At 69.4% G+C, this 15,977-nt stretch carries 15 protein-coding genes; 11 read left to right on the plus strand and 4 right to left on the minus strand.

Annotation, left to right across the window (positions count from 1 at the left end):
- Positions 1-26: 26 nt before the first annotated feature.
- The 8 genes from AB0J74_RS21380 (at position 27) to AB0J74_RS21415 (ending at position 7,785) form a co-directional block, all read left to right on the plus strand.
- Entirely contained in the window at positions 27-554 is a 528-nt protein-coding gene (locus AB0J74_RS21380) for a F0F1 ATP synthase subunit B (RefSeq protein ID WP_363450441.1), read from the plus strand.
- A complete protein-coding gene (locus AB0J74_RS21385) occupies positions 554-1,375 on the plus strand; it encodes a F0F1 ATP synthase subunit delta (protein ID WP_363450443.1) in 822 nt (273 codons plus the stop codon). The genes AB0J74_RS21380 and AB0J74_RS21385 overlap by 1 nt, the downstream gene beginning before the upstream one ends.
- A gap of 65 nt (positions 1,376-1,440) precedes the next feature.
- A complete protein-coding gene (gene atpA / locus AB0J74_RS21390) occupies positions 1,441-3,084 on the plus strand; it encodes a F0F1 ATP synthase subunit alpha (RefSeq protein WP_363450445.1) in 1,644 nt (547 codons plus the stop codon).
- A gap of 7 nt (positions 3,085-3,091) precedes the next feature.
- Complete coding sequence (locus AB0J74_RS21395) at positions 3,092-4,021, plus strand: F0F1 ATP synthase subunit gamma (protein ID WP_363450447.1); 930 nt, start codon at positions 3,092-3,094, stop codon at positions 4,019-4,021.
- Complete coding sequence (gene atpD, locus AB0J74_RS21400) at positions 4,021-5,463, plus strand: F0F1 ATP synthase subunit beta (RefSeq protein ID WP_363450449.1); 1,443 nt, start codon at positions 4,021-4,023, stop codon at positions 5,461-5,463. Before AB0J74_RS21395 ends, atpD begins: the two co-directional genes overlap by 1 nt.
- 201 nt (positions 5,464-5,664) lie before the next feature.
- Complete coding sequence (locus AB0J74_RS21405) at positions 5,665-6,894, plus strand: LCP family protein (RefSeq protein WP_363450451.1); 1,230 nt, start codon at positions 5,665-5,667, stop codon at positions 6,892-6,894.
- 141 nt (positions 6,895-7,035) lie between these two features.
- The gene (locus AB0J74_RS21410; protein WP_363450453.1) at positions 7,036-7,317 is read left to right on the plus strand and encodes a F0F1 ATP synthase subunit epsilon; all 282 of its coding nucleotides are present in this window, start codon (positions 7,036-7,038) and stop codon (positions 7,315-7,317) included.
- A gap of 12 nt (positions 7,318-7,329) precedes the next feature.
- Entirely contained in the window at positions 7,330-7,785 is a 456-nt protein-coding gene (locus AB0J74_RS21415; RefSeq protein ID WP_116068997.1) for a DUF2550 domain-containing protein, read from the plus strand.
- On the opposite strand, the gene AB0J74_RS21420 is transcribed toward AB0J74_RS21415, so the two are convergent.
- Complete coding sequence (locus tag AB0J74_RS21420; protein ID WP_363450455.1) at positions 7,782-8,636, minus strand: 3-hydroxyacyl-CoA dehydrogenase family protein; 855 nt, start codon at positions 8,634-8,636, stop codon at positions 7,782-7,784. The two genes, AB0J74_RS21415 and AB0J74_RS21420, sit on opposite strands and share 4 nt — an antisense overlap.
- Before the next feature lie 275 nt (positions 8,637-8,911).
- On the opposite strand from AB0J74_RS21420, the gene AB0J74_RS21425 reads away from it, so the two are divergent.
- On the plus strand, positions 8,912-9,145 hold the full coding sequence (locus AB0J74_RS21425; protein ID WP_363450457.1) for a hypothetical protein: 234 nt from the start codon (positions 8,912-8,914) through the stop codon (positions 9,143-9,145).
- A gap of 787 nt (positions 9,146-9,932) precedes the next feature.
- Here AB0J74_RS21425 and murA read toward each other — a convergent pair.
- Entirely contained in the window at positions 9,933-11,330 is a 1,398-nt protein-coding gene (gene murA, locus AB0J74_RS21430; RefSeq protein WP_363450459.1) for a UDP-N-acetylglucosamine 1-carboxyvinyltransferase, read from the minus strand.
- On the opposite strand from murA, the gene AB0J74_RS21435 reads away from it, so the two are divergent.
- Positions 11,329-11,907 carry a cob(I)yrinic acid a,c-diamide adenosyltransferase gene (locus AB0J74_RS21435; protein ID WP_363450461.1) on the plus strand — a complete coding sequence of 193 codons (579 nt, stop codon included), beginning with the start codon at positions 11,329-11,331 and terminating at the stop codon, positions 11,905-11,907. The genes murA and AB0J74_RS21435 overlap by 2 nt on opposite strands.
- A gap of 228 nt (positions 11,908-12,135) precedes the next feature.
- On the opposite strand, the gene AB0J74_RS21440 is transcribed toward AB0J74_RS21435, so the two are convergent.
- Both AB0J74_RS21440 and AB0J74_RS21445 read right to left on the minus strand, forming a co-directional pair.
- Entirely contained in the window at positions 12,136-12,957 is an 822-nt protein-coding gene (locus tag AB0J74_RS21440) for an ABC transporter permease (protein WP_363450463.1), read from the minus strand.
- The gene (locus AB0J74_RS21445) at positions 12,954-13,805 is read right to left on the minus strand and encodes an ABC transporter ATP-binding protein (protein WP_363450465.1); all 852 of its coding nucleotides are present in this window, start codon (positions 13,803-13,805) and stop codon (positions 12,954-12,956) included. Before AB0J74_RS21445 ends, AB0J74_RS21440 begins: the two co-directional genes overlap by 4 nt.
- Before the next feature lie 180 nt (positions 13,806-13,985).
- Here AB0J74_RS21445 and AB0J74_RS21450 point away from each other — a divergent pair, with 180 nt between their 5' ends.
- Positions 13,986-15,977 (plus strand): protein meaA, encoded by a 1,992-nt coding sequence (locus AB0J74_RS21450; RefSeq protein ID WP_363450467.1) that lies wholly within the window; start codon positions 13,986-13,988, stop codon positions 15,975-15,977.

Consider the following 15,977-nt stretch of genomic DNA (forward strand, 5'->3'; position numbering starts at 1 on the left):
CGCACCTTCGAACGGGAGGTTTCCCCATGTTGCTCTCCGAGGCGGTCGAGCACAGCCCGATCCTGCCGCTCTGGCAGGAGATCCTGGTCGGTGGCATCGCGTTCGCGGTGCTCTGCTTCGTGCTGATGAAGTTCGTCTTTCCGCGCATGGAGGAGACCTTCAAGGCCCGGGTCGACGCGATCGAGGGCGGCCTGAAGCGGGCCGAAGAGGCCCAGGCCGAAGCCAACAAGCTGCTGGAGCAATACAAGACACAGCTCGCCGAGGCGCGCACCGACGCCGCGAAGATCCGCGACGACGCGCGGGCCGACGGTGAGCAGATCCGCCAGGAGATCCAGGCCCGGGCCCGCGAGGAGTCCGACCGGATCATCGCGGCGGGGCGCGAGCAGCTCAACGCCGAGCGCCAGCAGATCGTTCGCGAGCTGCGGGCCGAGGTGGGCACGCTGGCCGTCGACCTGGCCGGCCGGATCGTCGGCGAGTCGCTCGCTGACGAGGCGCGCCGGCGCGGGACCGTCGACCGGTTCCTGTCCGAGCTCGAGTCGACCGGGAGTCGTTGATGCAGGGCGTCAGCCGGGAGTCCTACCGCACGGCCGCGGAGCGGCTGGACTCCTTCGCGACCTCGGCGCCCGCCGCTGACGTCGCGAAGACCGGTGACGAACTGCTGTCGGTTGCCGACGTGCTGCGCCGGCAACCGACGCTGCGCCGGGCGTTGTCCGACCCGGGCCGCGCCGGCGCCGACCGGGCCGAGCTGTTCCGCTCGCTGCTGACCGGCAAGGTCGGCGACGAGACGCTCGAGCTGGCCGGTCTGCTGGGCGGTGGCGGCTGGTCGGCCGCGTCCGAGCTGCTCGACGCGACCGAGCGGTTGGGCGTCGAGGCACTGCTGGCCAGCGCCGAACGCGCGGGCGACCTGGCGGAGATCGAAGACGAGCTGTTCCGTTTCGGGCAGGTCGTCGACGGGTCGCCGGAACTGTCCGGTGCGCTCTCCGACGTCGTCGCGCCTCCCGCGCAGCGGGTCGAACTGGTCAAGACGCTGCTGGAAGGCAAGGCCAAGCCGGCGACACTGCGGCTGGCCGAGGTGGCGCTCGGCGGGTTCGGTGGCCGGTCGTTCCAGTCCGGTTTGACTCGCATGGTGGAAATGTCCGCAGAACGGCGCGATCGCCAGGTCGCTTATGTCACCGTCGCCGCACCCCTGTCCGATGACGAGGAGCGCCGGCTGGGCACGAAGCTGTCACAACTGTACGGTCGAGACGTCACGGTCAAGCAGACGGTCGATCCGCAGGTGCTGGGCGGCATGAGCGTGCTGGTCGGCTCCGACCTCTATGACGGCACGGTCCTGCGCCGGCTCAATGACACCCGTAAGGCGCTCTCGCAGCGCTGAGACACCCCCGCTGAAACCCTGACACCGCACCGGTAACACCCGGGCCTGAATAGAGGAAGCAGAGGATGGCCGAGCTGACCATCTCGTCGGAGGAAATCCGCGGCGCCCTGGAGCGCTACGTCTCCTCCTACACGCCCGACATTTCCCGCGAGGAAGTCGGCACCGTCGCCGACGCCGGTGACGGCATCGCCCACGTCGAGGGCCTGCCCTCGACGATGGCCAACGAACTGCTCGAATTCGAAGACGGCACGCTCGGCGTGGCGCTCAACCTCGACGCCCGCGAGATCGGTGTCGTCGTCCTGGGCGACTTCACCGGTATCGACGAGGGTCAGCGCGTCAAGCGCACCGGCCGCGTCCTGTCGGTGCCGGTCGGGGACAAGTTCCTCGGCCGCGTCGTCGACGCCCTCGGCACCCCCGTCGACGGCCTCGGTGAGATCGAGAACGAAGGGTTCCGCGAGCTCGAGCTCCAGGCGCCCAACGTGGTCTCCCGCCAGTCGGTGAGCGAGCCGCTGCAGACCGGCATCAAGGCGATCGACGCCATGATTCCGATCGGCCGCGGCCAGCGGGAGCTGATCATCGGCGACCGCAAGACCGGCAAGACGACGATCGCGCTCGACACGATCCTCAACCAGAAGGCCAACTGGGAGTCCGGCGACCCGAAGAAGCAGGTCCGCTGCATCTACGTCGCCATCGGCCAGAAGGCGTCCACCGTCGCGTCGATCAAGGCCATCCTCGATCAGGCCGGCGCGATGGAATACACCACCATCGTCACCGCGCCCGCGTCCGACCCGGCCGGCTTCAAATACATCGCGCCCTACACCGGGTCGTCGATCGGCCAGCACTGGATGTACGCCGGCAAGCACGTCCTGATCGTCTTCGACGACCTGTCGAAGCAGGCCGAGGCCTACCGCGCCGTGTCGCTGCTGCTGCGCCGCCCGCCGGGCCGCGAAGCCTACCCCGGTGACGTCTTCTACCTGCACTCCCGGCTGCTGGAGCGCTGCGCGAAGCTCTCCGACGAGCTGGGCGGCGGTTCGATGACCGGTCTGCCGATCATCGAGACCAAGGCCAACGACATCTCGGCGTTCATCCCCACCAACGTCATCTCGATCACCGACGGCCAGATCTTCGTCGAGCCCGACCTGTTCAACCAGGGCGTGCGACCGGCGATCAACGTCGGCACCTCGGTCTCCCGCGTCGGCGGTGCCGCCCAGGTGAAGCCGATCCGCAAGGTGTCCGGCTCGCTGCGGCTCAACCTCGCGCAGTACCGCGAGCTGGAGGCGTTCGCCGCGTTCGCGTCCGACCTCGACCGCGCGTCCCGCGCCCAGCTTGAGCGTGGTGCCCGCCTGGTCGAGCTGCTCAAGCAGCCCAACTACTCGCCCTACCCGGTCGAGGAAGAGGCGGTCGTGGTCTGGGCGGGTGTCGAGGGCAAGCTCGACGACATCGCGGTCGGCGACGTGCGGCGGTTCGAGGCCGACTTCCTCGACCACGTGCGGCGGCACGACTCGGCGACGCTGCAGGCGATCGCCGACGGCCAGTGGGACGACGACATCATCGGCGCGCTCGACAAGTCGATCGGGAACTTCAAGCAGAACTTCCTGGCCCGCGACGACACCAAGACGGTCAAGGACGTCCCGGCCGAGCCCACCGAGGGTGAGCTCGAGAGCGAGTCGGTGACGCGCTACACCGACCAGCCGGCAGAGAAGGCGTAGGCACCGCATGGCGGCCCAGGTACGCGTTCTTCGCCAGCGCATCCGCTCCGCGAAGGGCATGAAGAAGATCACCAAGGCGATGGAGCTCGTCGCGACGAGCCGCATCGCCAAGGCGCAGGCGCGGGTCGAGGCTTCGCTGCCCTACGCCCAGGCGATCACCGGGGTGCTGACGGCGCTGGCGTCCAACGCCAGCGTCGACCACCCGCTGCTCACCCCGCGCCCGCAGGTGCGGCGCGCGGGGGTGCTGGTCGTCACGAGCGACCGGGGCCTGGCCGGCGGTTACAGCACCAACGCGATCCGCGCGGCGGAGTCGTTGGTCGCGCGCCTGCGCGAAGACGGCAAGGAGCCCGTGCTCTACGTGATCGGCCGCAAGGGAGTCGGCTACTACCGGTTCCGGCAGCGGCCGATGGCGGCGAGCTGGACGGGTTTCTCGGAGCAGCCGACGTTCGAAGACGCCCAGACGGTGGGTGAGACGCTGATCGAGGCGTTCACCCAGGGTGCCGACGACACCGACGACGGGCCCGGCTCAGACGCGGTGACCGGTGTCGACGAGCTGCACATCGTCTACACGCAGTTCAAGTCGCTGCTGACGCAGACGCCGGTGACCCGCATCATCGGTCCGATGCAGGTCGAGGAGCGGCCCAAATCCGAGGGCCTGCTGCCGGCGTACGAGTTCGAGCCCGAGGCGGAGGCGCTGCTCGACGCGTTGCTCCCGCGCTACGTCAACACCCGCATTTACGCGGCGCTGCTCGACTCGGCGGCCAGTGAGTCGGCGGCGCGCCGGCGCGCGATGAAGAGCGCGACGGACAACGCGGAAGACATCATCCAGACCTACACACGCCAGATGAACGCGGCGCGGCAGGCCGGGATCACCCAGGAGATCAGCGAAATTGTCGGCGGCGCGAACGCGCTGGCCGCGTCGGGAAGTGATGCGTGATGACTGCGACTGTTGAAACTGAGACCACCACGGCTGTGGGCCGTGTCGTCCGGGTCATCGGCCCGGTCGTCGACGCGGAGTTCCCGCGCGACGCCATGCCCGAGATCTACAACGCGCTGCACGTGCGGGTCAACCTGGCCGAGGGCGACAAGACGCTGACCCTCGAGGTCGCGCAGCACCTGGGCGACAACATGGTGCGGGCGATCTCGATGCAGCCGACCGACGGCCTGGTCCGTGGCGCCGAGGTCGAAAACACCGGCGAGGGCATCTCGGTGCCGGTCGGCGACATCACCAAGGGCCACGTCTTCAACACCATCGGCGAGGTGCTCAACCTCAAAGAGGGCGAGAAGTTCGAGGTGACCGAGCGGTGGCCGATCCACCGCAAGCCCCCGGCGTTCGCGGACCTCGAGCCGAAGACCGAGATGCTGGAGACCGGCATCAAGGTCATCGACCTGCTGACCCCCTACGTCAAGGGCGGGAAGATCGGCCTGTTCGGTGGCGCGGGTGTGGGCAAGACGGTGCTCATCCAGGAGATGATCACCCGTGTCGCCCGCAACTTCGGTGGCACCTCGGTGTTCGCCGGCGTCGGCGAGCGCACCCGTGAGGGCAACGACCTCATCACCGAAATGACCGAGTCCGGTGTGCTCTCGCAGACCGCGCTGGTGTTCGGTCAGATGGACGAGCCGCCGGGCACCCGTCTTCGGGTCGCGCTGTCGGCGCTGACGATGGCGGAATACTTCCGCGACGTGCAGAAGCAGGAGGTGCTGCTCTTCATCGACAACATCTTCCGCTTCACCCAGGCCGGTTCCGAGGTCTCCACGCTGCTCGGCCGCATGCCGTCCGCGGTGGGCTACCAGCCCACCCTGGCCGACGAGATGGGCCAGTTGCAGGAGCGGATCACCTCGGTCCGTGGTCAGGCGATCACCTCGATGCAGGCGATCTACGTGCCCGCCGACGACTACACCGACCCGGCGCCGGCCACCACGTTCGCCCACCTCGACGCGACCACCAACCTGGAGCGGTCGATCTCCGACAAGGGCATCTACCCGGCGGTCGACCCGCTGGCCTCGTCGTCGACGCTGCTCGCGCCGCAGTTCGTCGGCCAGGAGCACTACAACGTCGCCTCCGAGGTCAAGCGGATCCTGCAGCGCTACAAGGACCTGCAGGACATCATCGCCATCCTCGGCATGGAGGAACTCTCCGAAGACGACAAGGTGACGGTGCAGCGGGCCCGCCGGATCGAGCGGTTCCTCTCGCAGAACACCTACGCCGCCGAGCAGTTCACCGGCGTGCCGGGCTCGACGGTGCCGATCAAGGAGACCATCGAGGCGTTCAAGAAGATCTCCGAAGGGGAGTACGACCACTTCCCCGAGCAGGCGTTCTTCATGTGCGGTGGCCTCGAGGACCTCGAGCGCAAGGCCGCGGAGCTGATGAAGGACTGAGCTCCTTCTTTACGGACAGCGATCCAGGCACCCACCGTGGGTGCCTGGATCGTTGGTTTTTACCAGGATTTTTCATCGCGGTGGCCCAGGGCCGCCGTATTCAGCCATGAGATATAAGCTCTCGGGCGCAACGGCGGGCCCCCTTGCGGACGTCTCCATAACGGAACGCCGGCACACGGGCGTCGACGACAAGGAGTTCTGATGGCGAGAAGGTCGGGCAGCGGTTCATCGGGCCGCTCGACCGGGCGCGGTGCGACCGGCAGGGCCACTGGCGCCACACCACCGGACTTCGGAGCGCCCACCGGCGCCACGAAGAAGGCGCGCAAGCGGTCGGGCATCCCGCGCTGGGCCCGTTGGTGCACGATCCTCGGTGCGATCCTGATGGTCGCCAGCGGCGGTCTGCTGGTCACCTCCGAGGCGCTGCTGGCCCGCTACGAGGGCGCGGTCACCACCGAAGACCTGTTCGGCGACGGCGCCGCCGTCGAGGCCAAGAGCGACATCAAGGGTCCGCTCAACATCCTGCTGGTCGGCATCGACCCCCGCAACGCGACCACCTTGCCGCTGGCCGACTCCATCATGATCATGCACATCCCGGCCGGCCTCGACCGCGGCTACCTGTTCTCCCTGCCCCGCGACCTCCTGGTCGACATCCCGCCGTTCCCCAAGTCCGGCTACCCCGGCGGCCGGGAGAAGCTCAACGCCGCGATGTCACACGGTGCGCGGGTGTCCGGCGGCGGCCTGCCCGACCGGGCCAAGGGCTTCGAGTTGCTGTCGAAGACGGTCAGCAACTACACCGGCATCCAGCGGTTCGACGCGGGCGCGATCGTCAACTTCGCCGGCTTCAAGAAGATCGTCGACGCGATGGGCGGCGTGACGATGTACGTCGACGAGGACGAGGTGCTCTCCGAGCACCTGCAGCCCAACGGCAAGGCGCGGCCGATGAAGGCGTGCCAGTGCGGCGCACACCCCTACATCGGCCCGCAGGCCCGCTACACCAAGGGCACGCACACCTTCAAGGGCTGGCAGGCGCTCGACTACGTGCGGCAGCGCTACACCGTCGAGGGCGGCGACTACGGGCGCCAGCGCCACCAGCAGCAGTTCGTCAAGGCGATGGTCTCGCAGGTGCTCAGCAAGAACGTGATGACCGACCTGCCCAAGCTCGACAAGGTGATCCGGGCGGCTGGCGAGGCGCTCGTCTTCAACGGCCGCGGCCACAGCGTCGCCGAGTTCGGCTTCGCCCTGAAGGGCATGCGGCAAGACTCGATCACGATGATCAAGCTCGCCGGCGGCGGGGTCAACAACTCGGCCGGCAAGTACGCGGGTGAGGCACTGCAACAGCCGGTGGCTCAGCAGTTCTTCAATGCCATCAAGACCGACAAGGCCGACGCGTTCGTGGCTGCCCACCCAGAGATGATCAACAGAGACAAGTGATCCCTCCCACCGGGGGTGCCGCCTGACACAGGAGGCACCCCTGGTCCTATCCGGGCCGGTGTGCCGACTAGACTCGGTTCCAATTCCACCGCGACACCGGGCGACCCCCTCGCCCCGGTCCGGCGTCGAAGAGGAGCCATAGTGGCAAATCAGCTCCATGTCGAGCTCGTATCCGTCGAACAGAAGGTGTGGACCGGCGACGCAGAGATGCTCGTGGCCCGCACCACCGAGGGTGAGCTTGGTGTGCTGCCGGGCCATGCCCCGCTCCTCGGCCAGCTGGCTGAGCCCAGCCAGGTCCGGATCAAGCTCGGCGGCGGCGAGCAGCTCGCCTACGACGTCGCGGGTGGCTTCCTCTCCGTCACCGAGACCGGCGTAACGGTCCTCGCCGAGAGCGCCACGCCAGCCGAACCCGCCGCGCGCTGACGGAGCAGGCCGATGCTGATCATTGAATGGATCGCCATCGGCCTCCTGTTACTGCTGGCCACGATCGTCCTGCTGTTCGCCCGCCGGGCCTACTACGCCCGCGCCGGCGGCACGATCCGCTGTGACCTGCGCGTCACGACGCTGCTCGACGGCCGCGGCTGGTCACCCGGCTTCGCCCGTTTCGTCGACGACGAAATGCGCTGGTACCGGCTCTTCAGCTTCGCCATCCGCCCCAAGCGGGTGCTCTCCCGCCGCGGCCTGACCGTGCAGAGCCGCCGCCTGCCCGAGGGCCAGGAACGCCTCACCATGCCGACCGACTGGATCATCCTGCGCTGCATGGGCCACCAGGCGCCGGTCGAGATCGCGATGGCCCTGTCCACGGTCACCGGCTTCTCGTCGTGGATCGAGGCGGGGCCTCCCGACTACCAGAGCCCCCGCCTCTCCGTGCCCGATTGGCCCGCGGCCTAGCTCTCGTAGTCGTAGAACCCCTTGCCGGTCTTCCGCCCCAGGTCGCCGGCGATCACCATGCGCTGCAGCAACTCCGGCGGGAAGAACTTCTCGTCGGCGGTGTCGGTGTAGATGTTGCGGGCCGCGTGCAGCATCACGTCGACACCGGTGAGGTCGACGGTGGCCAGCGGCCCCATGGCGTGCCCGAAGCCGAGCCGGCAGGCGGTGTCGAGGTCTTCGGCGGAAACCACCCCCGACTCGACCAGCTTGACCGCCTCCAATGCCAGCGCCGCGATCAGCCGGGTGGTGACGAACCCGGCCACGTCGCGGTTGACCACCACGACGGTCTTCCCGATCTCCTCGGCGAAGCTCTTGGCCTTCTCCAGCGTCGCGTCAGAGGTCTTGAACCCCCGGACCAGTTCGCAAAGCTGCATCATCGGTACGGGCGAGAAGAAGTGCGTCCCCACCACCTGCTCCGGCCGCTGCGTGGCCGCGGCGATCTGGGTCACCGGAATGGCCGAGGTGTTCGTCGCCAGCACGGCGTCGGCCCTGCAGATCTTGTCGAGCTCGCGGAACACGTCCTGCTTCACATCGAGCCGCTCGAACACGGCTTCGACCACGATGTCGGCGTCGCCGGCCGCGCCGAGGTCGGTCGTGGTGGTGATCCGCCCGAGCGCCGCCTCGACGTCGTCGCTCTGGATCGTCCCCTTGGCCGCGAACCGCTCCAGCGATTTGCGGATGCCGGCCACCCCGCGCCCGACAGACGCGTCGTCGAGATCACGCAGCGTCACCTCCCACCCGGCCCGCGCCGCCACCTGGGCGATGCCCGACCCCATCAGTCCGGCCCCGATGACCGCCAGCCGACCCGCCATGCCGCACGCTCCCTCTGTTCGTTTCGCTTGCCAAGCAACATAGCGGGCCGGGTGAACGATCGGTCAGCCCATCGCTGTGTCACCGACTCCCCGCCGCGCGGGGGTGCGGGCTGACAGACTGTGGCCATGCCAGTTGGCGCCTGGATTCCCCGCGTCGCGTCGCGACCCGCCCCGTCCCAGGACGGCCGGAGGTCGGGCGCGCCGGTGCCCGGGCCCGCATTTCGGGCGTGGGTCGCGCCGGTCGGTGAACTGAGCTGAGCGGCGGGGGGCCGGCGATGGGCGGAAAACCGAGAAACGACGGCCCCGACTTCGGGCTGCTGGTAACGGTCGCCCTGGTGGCCGCCGAGTCCGATGCCGGCGAGATCCGCAAGCGCCTGACCGCCAACGGCATCCGTTCGACAGTGTCGCCCGGACCGGACGGCCGGACCCGGATCCTGGTCTTCCGCGAGAACGCCGCCCACGCCCGACGACTGGTCGGCGGCGGCGCCCTGGACACCAGCGCCGACTGAGGCCCGACTTGTCGGTGATCGCCCTGCCGGTCGAGCGCCGGTCACGGCCGCCCGAGCAGGCGCTCGATGAGGCGCGGCGCGCCCGGCGAGGCCGCGGTTGCGCTCGCCGCCAAGGCCCTGCTGCAACTGCTCCCGCCGGGGGCAGCCTGATCCAACTCGCCACGACGTTCGCGGCCGCAGATGCCCCCGAACCGGAGCCGCGCGCCGGGGCGGGTCGGGTAGGTGTCTCCCGTGCGCACATGTTCTGGCGCGTAGGTACATGTCAAAACATGTGCGCTCGGGGCGAGGGGACCTGACTGCGGCGCACATGTTCTGGCGCGTAGGTACATGTCAAAACATGTGGGCTCGGGGCGAGGGGACCTGACTGCGGCGCACATGTCCTGGCGCGTAGGTACATGCCAAACCATGTGGGCTCGGGGCGAGGGGAACCTGACTGCGGCGCACATGTTCTGGCGCGTAGGTACATGCCAAACCATGTGGGCTCGGGGCGAGGGGAACCTGACTGCGGCGCACATGTTCTGACGCGTAGGTACATGCCAAACCATGTGGGCTCGGGGCGAGGGGAACCTGACTGCGGCGCACATGTTCTGGCGCGTAGGTACATGCCAAAACACGTGCGCTCGGGGCGAGGCGAGCCTGACCGCGGCGCACGTGGTCGGGCGCGTAGGTGTCGGTCGGGAGACACGGGCTCGGGCCGAGGTAGGCCCCGACCCGGGCCCCGACCCGGGCCGCGGTCGGGCGCGGTGCGGGGTTGGCGGCCGCTAACTGGTGGGTTGTCGCCGTGGGGTCAGAAGGAGAAGTGTGGGTCTTCTGGGGCGGCGGTGCGCTGGACGATGACGCCCAGGGCGGCCAGGTCGCCGACGAAGTCGGGGTAGCCGCGGTCGATGTGGTGGACGTGGGAGATCTCGGTGACGCCGTCGGAGCAGAGGGCGGCGATCACCAGGCCCGCGCCGGCGCGGATGTCGGTGGCTCGGACGGGGGCGCTGGAGAGGCGCTCGCGGCCGCGTACAACGGCGTGGTGGCCGTCGGTTTTGATGTCCGCGCCCAAGCGGGCCATCTCGTTGATGAACATGAAGCGGCCGTCGAAGATGTTCTCCGTGACGAGCGAGGCGCCGTCGCTGACCGCGGCCAGGCCGATGGCCATCGGGAGGAGATCGGTCGCGAAGCCGGGGAACGGCAGGGTGACGATGTCGACGGCTTTGGGGCGGTCGTCCATGCGTACCCGGAATGCCGTTTCGTGGGTCTCGACCATGCCGCCGGCGTTGGTCAGCTTGTCGAGCGCGACCTCAAGGAACGCCGGGTTGACGCCGCTGACCAGCACGTCGCCGCGGGTCATGGCGGCGCCGAAGGCCCAGGTGCCGGCGACGATGCGGTCGCCGACGGTGGCGTGGCGCACGGGGGAGAGCGACTCGACACCCTCGATCCGCAACGTCGAACTGCCGACGCCCTCGATCCGGGCGCCCATCGCGATCAGCATCTGGCAGATGTCGACGATCTCCGGCTCGCGCGCGGCGTTGTCGATCTCGGTGCTGCCTTTGGCCAGGACGGCGGCCATGACCAGGTTCTCGGTCGCGCCGACGCTGGGGAAGTCGAGCCAGATGGTTGCGCCCTGCAGGCCCTGCGGAGCCGACGCGATCACGAAGCCGTGCTCGCCGGATATCTCGGCGCCCATCCGGGCCAGGCCCGCGACGTGCATGTCGAGCCCGCGCGAACCGATCGCGTCGCCGCCCGGGTGTGCGACCCGCACGTAACCGCGGCGGGCGAGCAGCGGGCCGAGCACCGCGATCGAGGCGCGCAGGCGCCGCACCAGGTCGTAGTCGGCCTCCGTACCCGGCTCGTCCGGCACGTCGATGGTCACCGCGACCGACGGCGGCGGCCCCTCGCGCCCCTCCGGCACCGCTTCCGGGGTGATCTCCACCTGACACCCGAGCCGGCGCAGCACCTCCGCCATGATCGCGATGTCGGTGATCCGGGGCACGTTGGTGATCTCACTTCGCCCCGGCGCGAGCAGCGCCGCGGCCATCAGCTTGAGCGCGGAGTTCTTGGCGCCGACTACGGCGACCTCGCCGGCCAGCCGCGCGCCGCCTTCGACCCGGATCAGATCCACGTCGGCAATGGTAGGAGTGACCGTCGGTACCCCGGCCTCGAGGTCGTTCAGTGGGGGCGTCCGTAGGCTGTTTGTCATGGCCGTCCACCTCACCCGCATCTACACGAAGGCCGGCGACACCGGCTCGACCCGACTGGTCAACAACGAGGAAGTCCCGAAGACCCACCCGCGCATCACCGCGTACGCCGACGTCGACGAGTGCAACGCCGCGCTCGGCGTGGCGCTCGCGCTCGGCGATCTTGACCCGTCGGTACGTGAGGTGTTGGCGCAGATCCAGAACGACCTGTTCGACGTGGGCGCCGACCTCGGCAACCCGGTGGATCCAGACCCGGCGTACCCGCCACTGCGAGTGACCGAGGAGTACGTGGAGCGGTTGGAGGGCTGGTGCGACGAGTTCAACGGCCGGCTGTCCAAGCTCGACTCCTTCGTCCTCCCGGGCGGCACCGCGGGAGCCGCGCTGCTGCACGTAGCGCGCACGGTCGCCCGCCGCGCGGAACGTGCCGCCTGGTCGCTGATCGCGGAGGATCCCGATCGAACCAGCACGCTCCCGGCAAAGTATCTCAACCGGCTCTCCGACTTGCTGTTCATCCTGTCAAGAACGGCCAATCCCGACGGCGATGTGCTGTGGGTCCCTGGCGGCGGTCGCAAGCGCTAGATCGGTTCGCCGGCCGGCGGCTGAGATCGGCGTTCGGGTCGCATCGCGGCCGGCTCCTGGCGGAGATGGCTGGCGCCAGGCCCGCCCGATGGCGCCGCCGGTGCGGTGAGCCCGAAACGCGAAGCATTTCTTGCTACGGTAACGATGGATAGGCTGGTCGGTGGCAGTGCCCTGCGTGGTGCCTGGCGCTGCGTGGTGCCTGCCGCTGCGGCGGCGCGAACCGGGGTGTCAGCCGTCGCGCTTGGTTGTCCATTTGAAGGTCGTGATGCAGAGGATCAGGCCGATCACGCACCAGGCGCCCAGGACCAGGGCGACCCGGCCGAGTTCCCAGGAGCCGCCGGGCTCCTGCGCCGCGAAGGAGTCGGGGAGGAAAACCGAGCGCAGGCCCTGGCACATCCATTTGAGCGGGAAGATCGCGGCGACGTGTTGCATCCACGCGGGTAGGTCGGTGAAGACGAAGAAGACGCCCGAGATGAACTGCAGGATCAGGGCGACCGGGGTGACGACCGCGGGGGCGCTGCGGGCGGTGCGGGCCACGGACGAGAAGGCGATGCCGCACAGGGTGCATGCGGAGATGCCGAGCAGGCCTACCCACAGGAAGGTCAGCCAGCGGGCACCCGAGGACGGCAGGTCGAGGTCGAAGAAGAGCGTCGAGACCGCGAGCAGGATCGCCGTTTCGACGACGCCGATGATCAGAACCATGATCACTTTGCCGGCGAAGTAGACCCACTTCGGCATCGGGGTGCCGCGGAGGCGCTTCAGCACGCCGCGGTCGCGTTCGGCCGGGATCTGGATCGCCAGGCTCTGGAAGCCGACCGACAGGAGGCCGGTCGCGATCATGCCGGTGATGAAGTATTGGGTGAACTTGACGCCGCCGCCGATCTCGCCGCCGAAGATCGAAGCGAAAATCACGATCATGATGGCGGGGAAGGCCATCGTGAAGACCACGGCCTCGCGGCTGCGGCTGAACTGCCTGACCTCGAGGCCGCCCTGCCGGAGGCCGAGCTTCAGCGGACCCGGCGCGGTCGGCGCCTGCGTAGTGGCGGTCATCGGTGTCCGATCATCGTCAGGTAGACGTCTTCGAGGGTCGGCCGGGTCACGGTGAGCCCCGGTATCTCCCCGCCGTAGCCGGTGGCGATCTCGGCGATCACCGCCGTCGGGGTGGTGGTCTCCTTGCGCTCGACGGTGCCGTCGGGTGTGCGCCACGAGACCGTCGCCGGCGCGTTCTGCCGGTCGCCGAGCGCCTGCGGCGTGGAGACGGCGATCAGCGACCCTGCGGCGATCACCGCGAGCCGGTCGGCCAGCGCCTCGGCCTCTTCGAGGTAGTGGGTGGTCAGCACGATGGTCGTGCCGGCCGCGGACAGGTCGCGGATGAGCTCCCAGAACTCGCGCCGCGCCTCCGGGTCGAAGCCGGTCGTCGGCTCGTCGAGGAACAGCAGCTCCGGCCGGCCGATGATGCCGAGCGCCACGTCGAGCCGGCGCTTCTGCCCGCCGGAGAGCGTGTGGGTGCGGGCCCGCTCCTTGTCGGCCAGGCCGACCCGGCCGATCACGGTGGTCGGGTCGTCGGGATGGGGGTAGAAGCCCGCGAAGTGGCGGACCACCTCGCCGACGGTCAGGTCGTCGAACTCGCCGGTGCCCTGCAGGACGATGCCGACCCGGGCCCGCCAGCTCTTGTCGGCGTGTTGCGGGTCGGCGCCGAGCACGCTGACCGTGCCGCCGTCACGGTGCCGGTAGCCCTCGAGGATCTCGACGGTGGTCGTCTTGCCGGCGCCGTTGGGCCCGAGCAGCGCGAACACCTCGCCGCGACGCACCTCCAGGTCGACACCGGCCACGGCGACGTTCTCGCCGTAGGCCTTGCGCAAACCACTCACTGCGATCGCGGGCTCGTCCTGCGTCATGACAGAGATGATGCCTGTCGCGTACGCGAAGGGCTCTGTCGGGTCCCCGCACTTGTGGATAACTTTTCTGCCTGTGGACAAGCGCATTTGACCATTGCGCGAGGGCCAGACTTCCTTCTATGCGAAGCCGACCCGACCAAACACCCGAAAACCATCGAAAAGGCCACCTAGACTGCGCCCATGGAGGGCCGCCTGCCGGAACGCGACCGCCCCTGGGTGATGCGGACCTACGCGGGCCACTCGTCGGCAACCGCGACCAACGCGCTGTTCAGACGCAATCTCGACAAGGGCCAGACCGGCCTGTCGGTGGCGTTCGACCTGCCGACGCAGACCGGCTACGACCCCGACCACCCACTCGCGGCCGGCGAGGTCGGCCGGGTCGGCGTGCCGATCTCGCACGTCGGCGACATGCGGGCGCTCTTCGACGGCATCCCGCTCGCCGCCGCCAACACCTCGATGACCATCAACGCGACCGCGATGTGGCTGCTGTCGCTCTACGTCGTCGTGGCCGAGGAGCAGGGCGCCGCCGCCCGGGAGTTGGCCGGCACGACCCAGAACGACATCGTCAAGGAATACCTGTCGCGCGGCACCCACATCTTCCCGCCAGGCCCGTCGCTGCGGCTGACCACCGACATGATCGCGTGGACGGTCGAAAACGCGCCCCGGTGGAACCCGATCAACGTCTGCTCCTACCACCTGCAGGAGGCCGGCGCGACGCCGGTGCAGGAGGTCGGCTTCGCCCTGGCGACGGCGGTGGCCGTGCTCGACTCGGTGCGCGACTCGGGTCAGGTGGCCGCCGAGCGGATGGGCGACGTCGTCGCGCGGATGTCGTTCTTCGTCAACTCCGGCGTGCGGTTCGTCGAGGAGATGGCGAAGATGCGCGCGTTCGGGCGGCTGTGGGACGAGATCACCGCGAGCAGATACCGGATCGAAGATCCCAGACAGCGACGCCTGCGCTACGGGGTGCAGGTCAACTCCCTCGGCCTCACCGAGGCCCAGCCGGAGAACAACGTGCAGCGCATCGTGCTGGAGATGCTCGGCGTGACGTTGTCGCGCTCCGCCCGCGCCCGGGCGGTGCAACTGCCGGCCTGGAACGAGGCGCTCGGCCTGCCGCGCCCGTGGGACCAGCAGTGGTCGCTGCGCATGCAGCAGGTGCTGGCCCTCGAGTCCGATCTGCTCGACTATCCGGACCTCTTCGACGGCTCACCGGTCGTCGAGGCGCTGGTGGGTTCGATCGTCGAGGGCGCCCGGCGGGAGCTCGACCAGATCCTGGAGCTGGGCGGGGTCGTCGCGGCCGTCGACTCGGGCTACCTCAAGACGGCCTTGGTCGCGTCGCTGGCCGAGCGCCGCCGGCGGATCGAGGCGGGCGACGAGGTGGTGGTCGGGGTCAACCGCTACGTCGACACGGAGCCCTCGCCGCTGACCACGACCGCCGCCGACCATGTCGAGCAGGTCGACCCGGGGGTCGAGGCCGACGCGACGGCGGCGATCCGCGAGTGGCGGGCGGCCCGCGACCCGGCCGCCGTCCAGGCCGCGCTCGACCGGCTGCGGGAGGACGCGGCCAGCACCGGCAACCTGATGGCGGCCACGATCGCGTGCGCGCGGGCGGGCGCCACCACCGGCGAATGGGCGGGCGCGCTGCGTGAGGTGTTCGGCGAATATCGGGCACCGACCGGGCTGTCGGCGACGAGCGGGGCAAGCGCGGACCATTCGCTCACCGCCGTGCGCGAGCGGGTGCTGCAGACGGCGTCAGACCTGGGCGGCGGCCGGCTGCGGCTGCTGGTCGGCAAGCCCGGCCTCGACGGTCACTCCAACGGCGCCGAGCAGATCGCCGTACGCGCGCGCGATGCCGGATTCGAGGTGATCTACCAGGGCATCCGGCTGACACCGGACGAGATCGTGGCCGCGGCCGTCGAGGAAGACGTCGATCTCGTCGGCTTGAGCGTCCTCTCGGGGTCACACCTGGCCGCGGTGCCGGCCGTGCTCGATGGCCTGCGGGCGGCCGGGCGCTCCGACCTGCCCGTGGTCGTCGGCGGCATCATCCCGGCGCCCGACGCCGACAAGCTCCGCGCGGCCGGCGTCGCCCGCGTCTTCACGCCGAAGGATTTCGCCCTGACCCAGATCGTCGACGACCTGGTCGACGTCATCCGCGCCGCGAACGCCCTGACCTGA

The organism is Asanoa sp. NPDC049573 (assembly GCF_040676615.1).
Lineage (GTDB): Bacteria > Actinomycetota > Actinomycetes > Mycobacteriales > Micromonosporaceae > Asanoa.

What these genes read in the sequence shown, in the direction of transcription:
- atpA (WP_363450445.1), top strand. Translation starts at nt 1,441, where the DNA reads ATGGCCGAGCTGACCATCTCGTCGGAGGAAATCCGCGGCGCCCTGGAG.
- AB0J74_RS21425 (WP_363450457.1), top strand. Translation starts at nt 8,912, where the DNA reads ATGGGCGGAAAACCGAGAAACGACGGCCCCGACTTCGGGCTGCTGGTA.
- AB0J74_RS21415 (WP_116068997.1), top strand. Translation starts at nt 7,330, where the DNA reads ATGCTGATCATTGAATGGATCGCCATCGGCCTCCTGTTACTGCTGGCC.
- AB0J74_RS21420 (WP_363450455.1), bottom strand. Translation starts at nt 8,636, where the DNA reads ATGGCGGGTCGGCTGGCGGTCATCGGGGCCGGACTGATGGGGTCGGGC.
- AB0J74_RS21385 (WP_363450443.1), top strand. Translation starts at nt 554, where the DNA reads ATGCAGGGCGTCAGCCGGGAGTCCTACCGCACGGCCGCGGAGCGGCTG.
- AB0J74_RS21395 (WP_363450447.1), top strand. Translation starts at nt 3,092, where the DNA reads ATGGCGGCCCAGGTACGCGTTCTTCGCCAGCGCATCCGCTCCGCGAAG.
- AB0J74_RS21450 (WP_363450467.1), top strand. Translation starts at nt 13,986, where the DNA reads ATGGAGGGCCGCCTGCCGGAACGCGACCGCCCCTGGGTGATGCGGACC.
- AB0J74_RS21435 (WP_363450461.1), top strand. Translation starts at nt 11,329, where the DNA reads ATGGCCGTCCACCTCACCCGCATCTACACGAAGGCCGGCGACACCGGC.
- AB0J74_RS21440 (WP_363450463.1), bottom strand. Translation starts at nt 12,957, where the DNA reads ATGACCGCCACTACGCAGGCGCCGACCGCGCCGGGTCCGCTGAAGCTC.
- AB0J74_RS21445 (WP_363450465.1), bottom strand. Translation starts at nt 13,805, where the DNA reads ATGACGCAGGACGAGCCCGCGATCGCAGTGAGTGGTTTGCGCAAGGCC.
- atpD (WP_363450449.1), top strand. Translation starts at nt 4,021, where the DNA reads ATGACTGCGACTGTTGAAACTGAGACCACCACGGCTGTGGGCCGTGTC.
- murA (WP_363450459.1), bottom strand. Translation starts at nt 11,330, where the DNA reads ATGACAAACAGCCTACGGACGCCCCCACTGAACGACCTCGAGGCCGGG.
- AB0J74_RS21380 (WP_363450441.1), top strand. Translation starts at nt 27, where the DNA reads ATGTTGCTCTCCGAGGCGGTCGAGCACAGCCCGATCCTGCCGCTCTGG.
- AB0J74_RS21405 (WP_363450451.1), top strand. Translation starts at nt 5,665, where the DNA reads ATGGCGAGAAGGTCGGGCAGCGGTTCATCGGGCCGCTCGACCGGGCGC.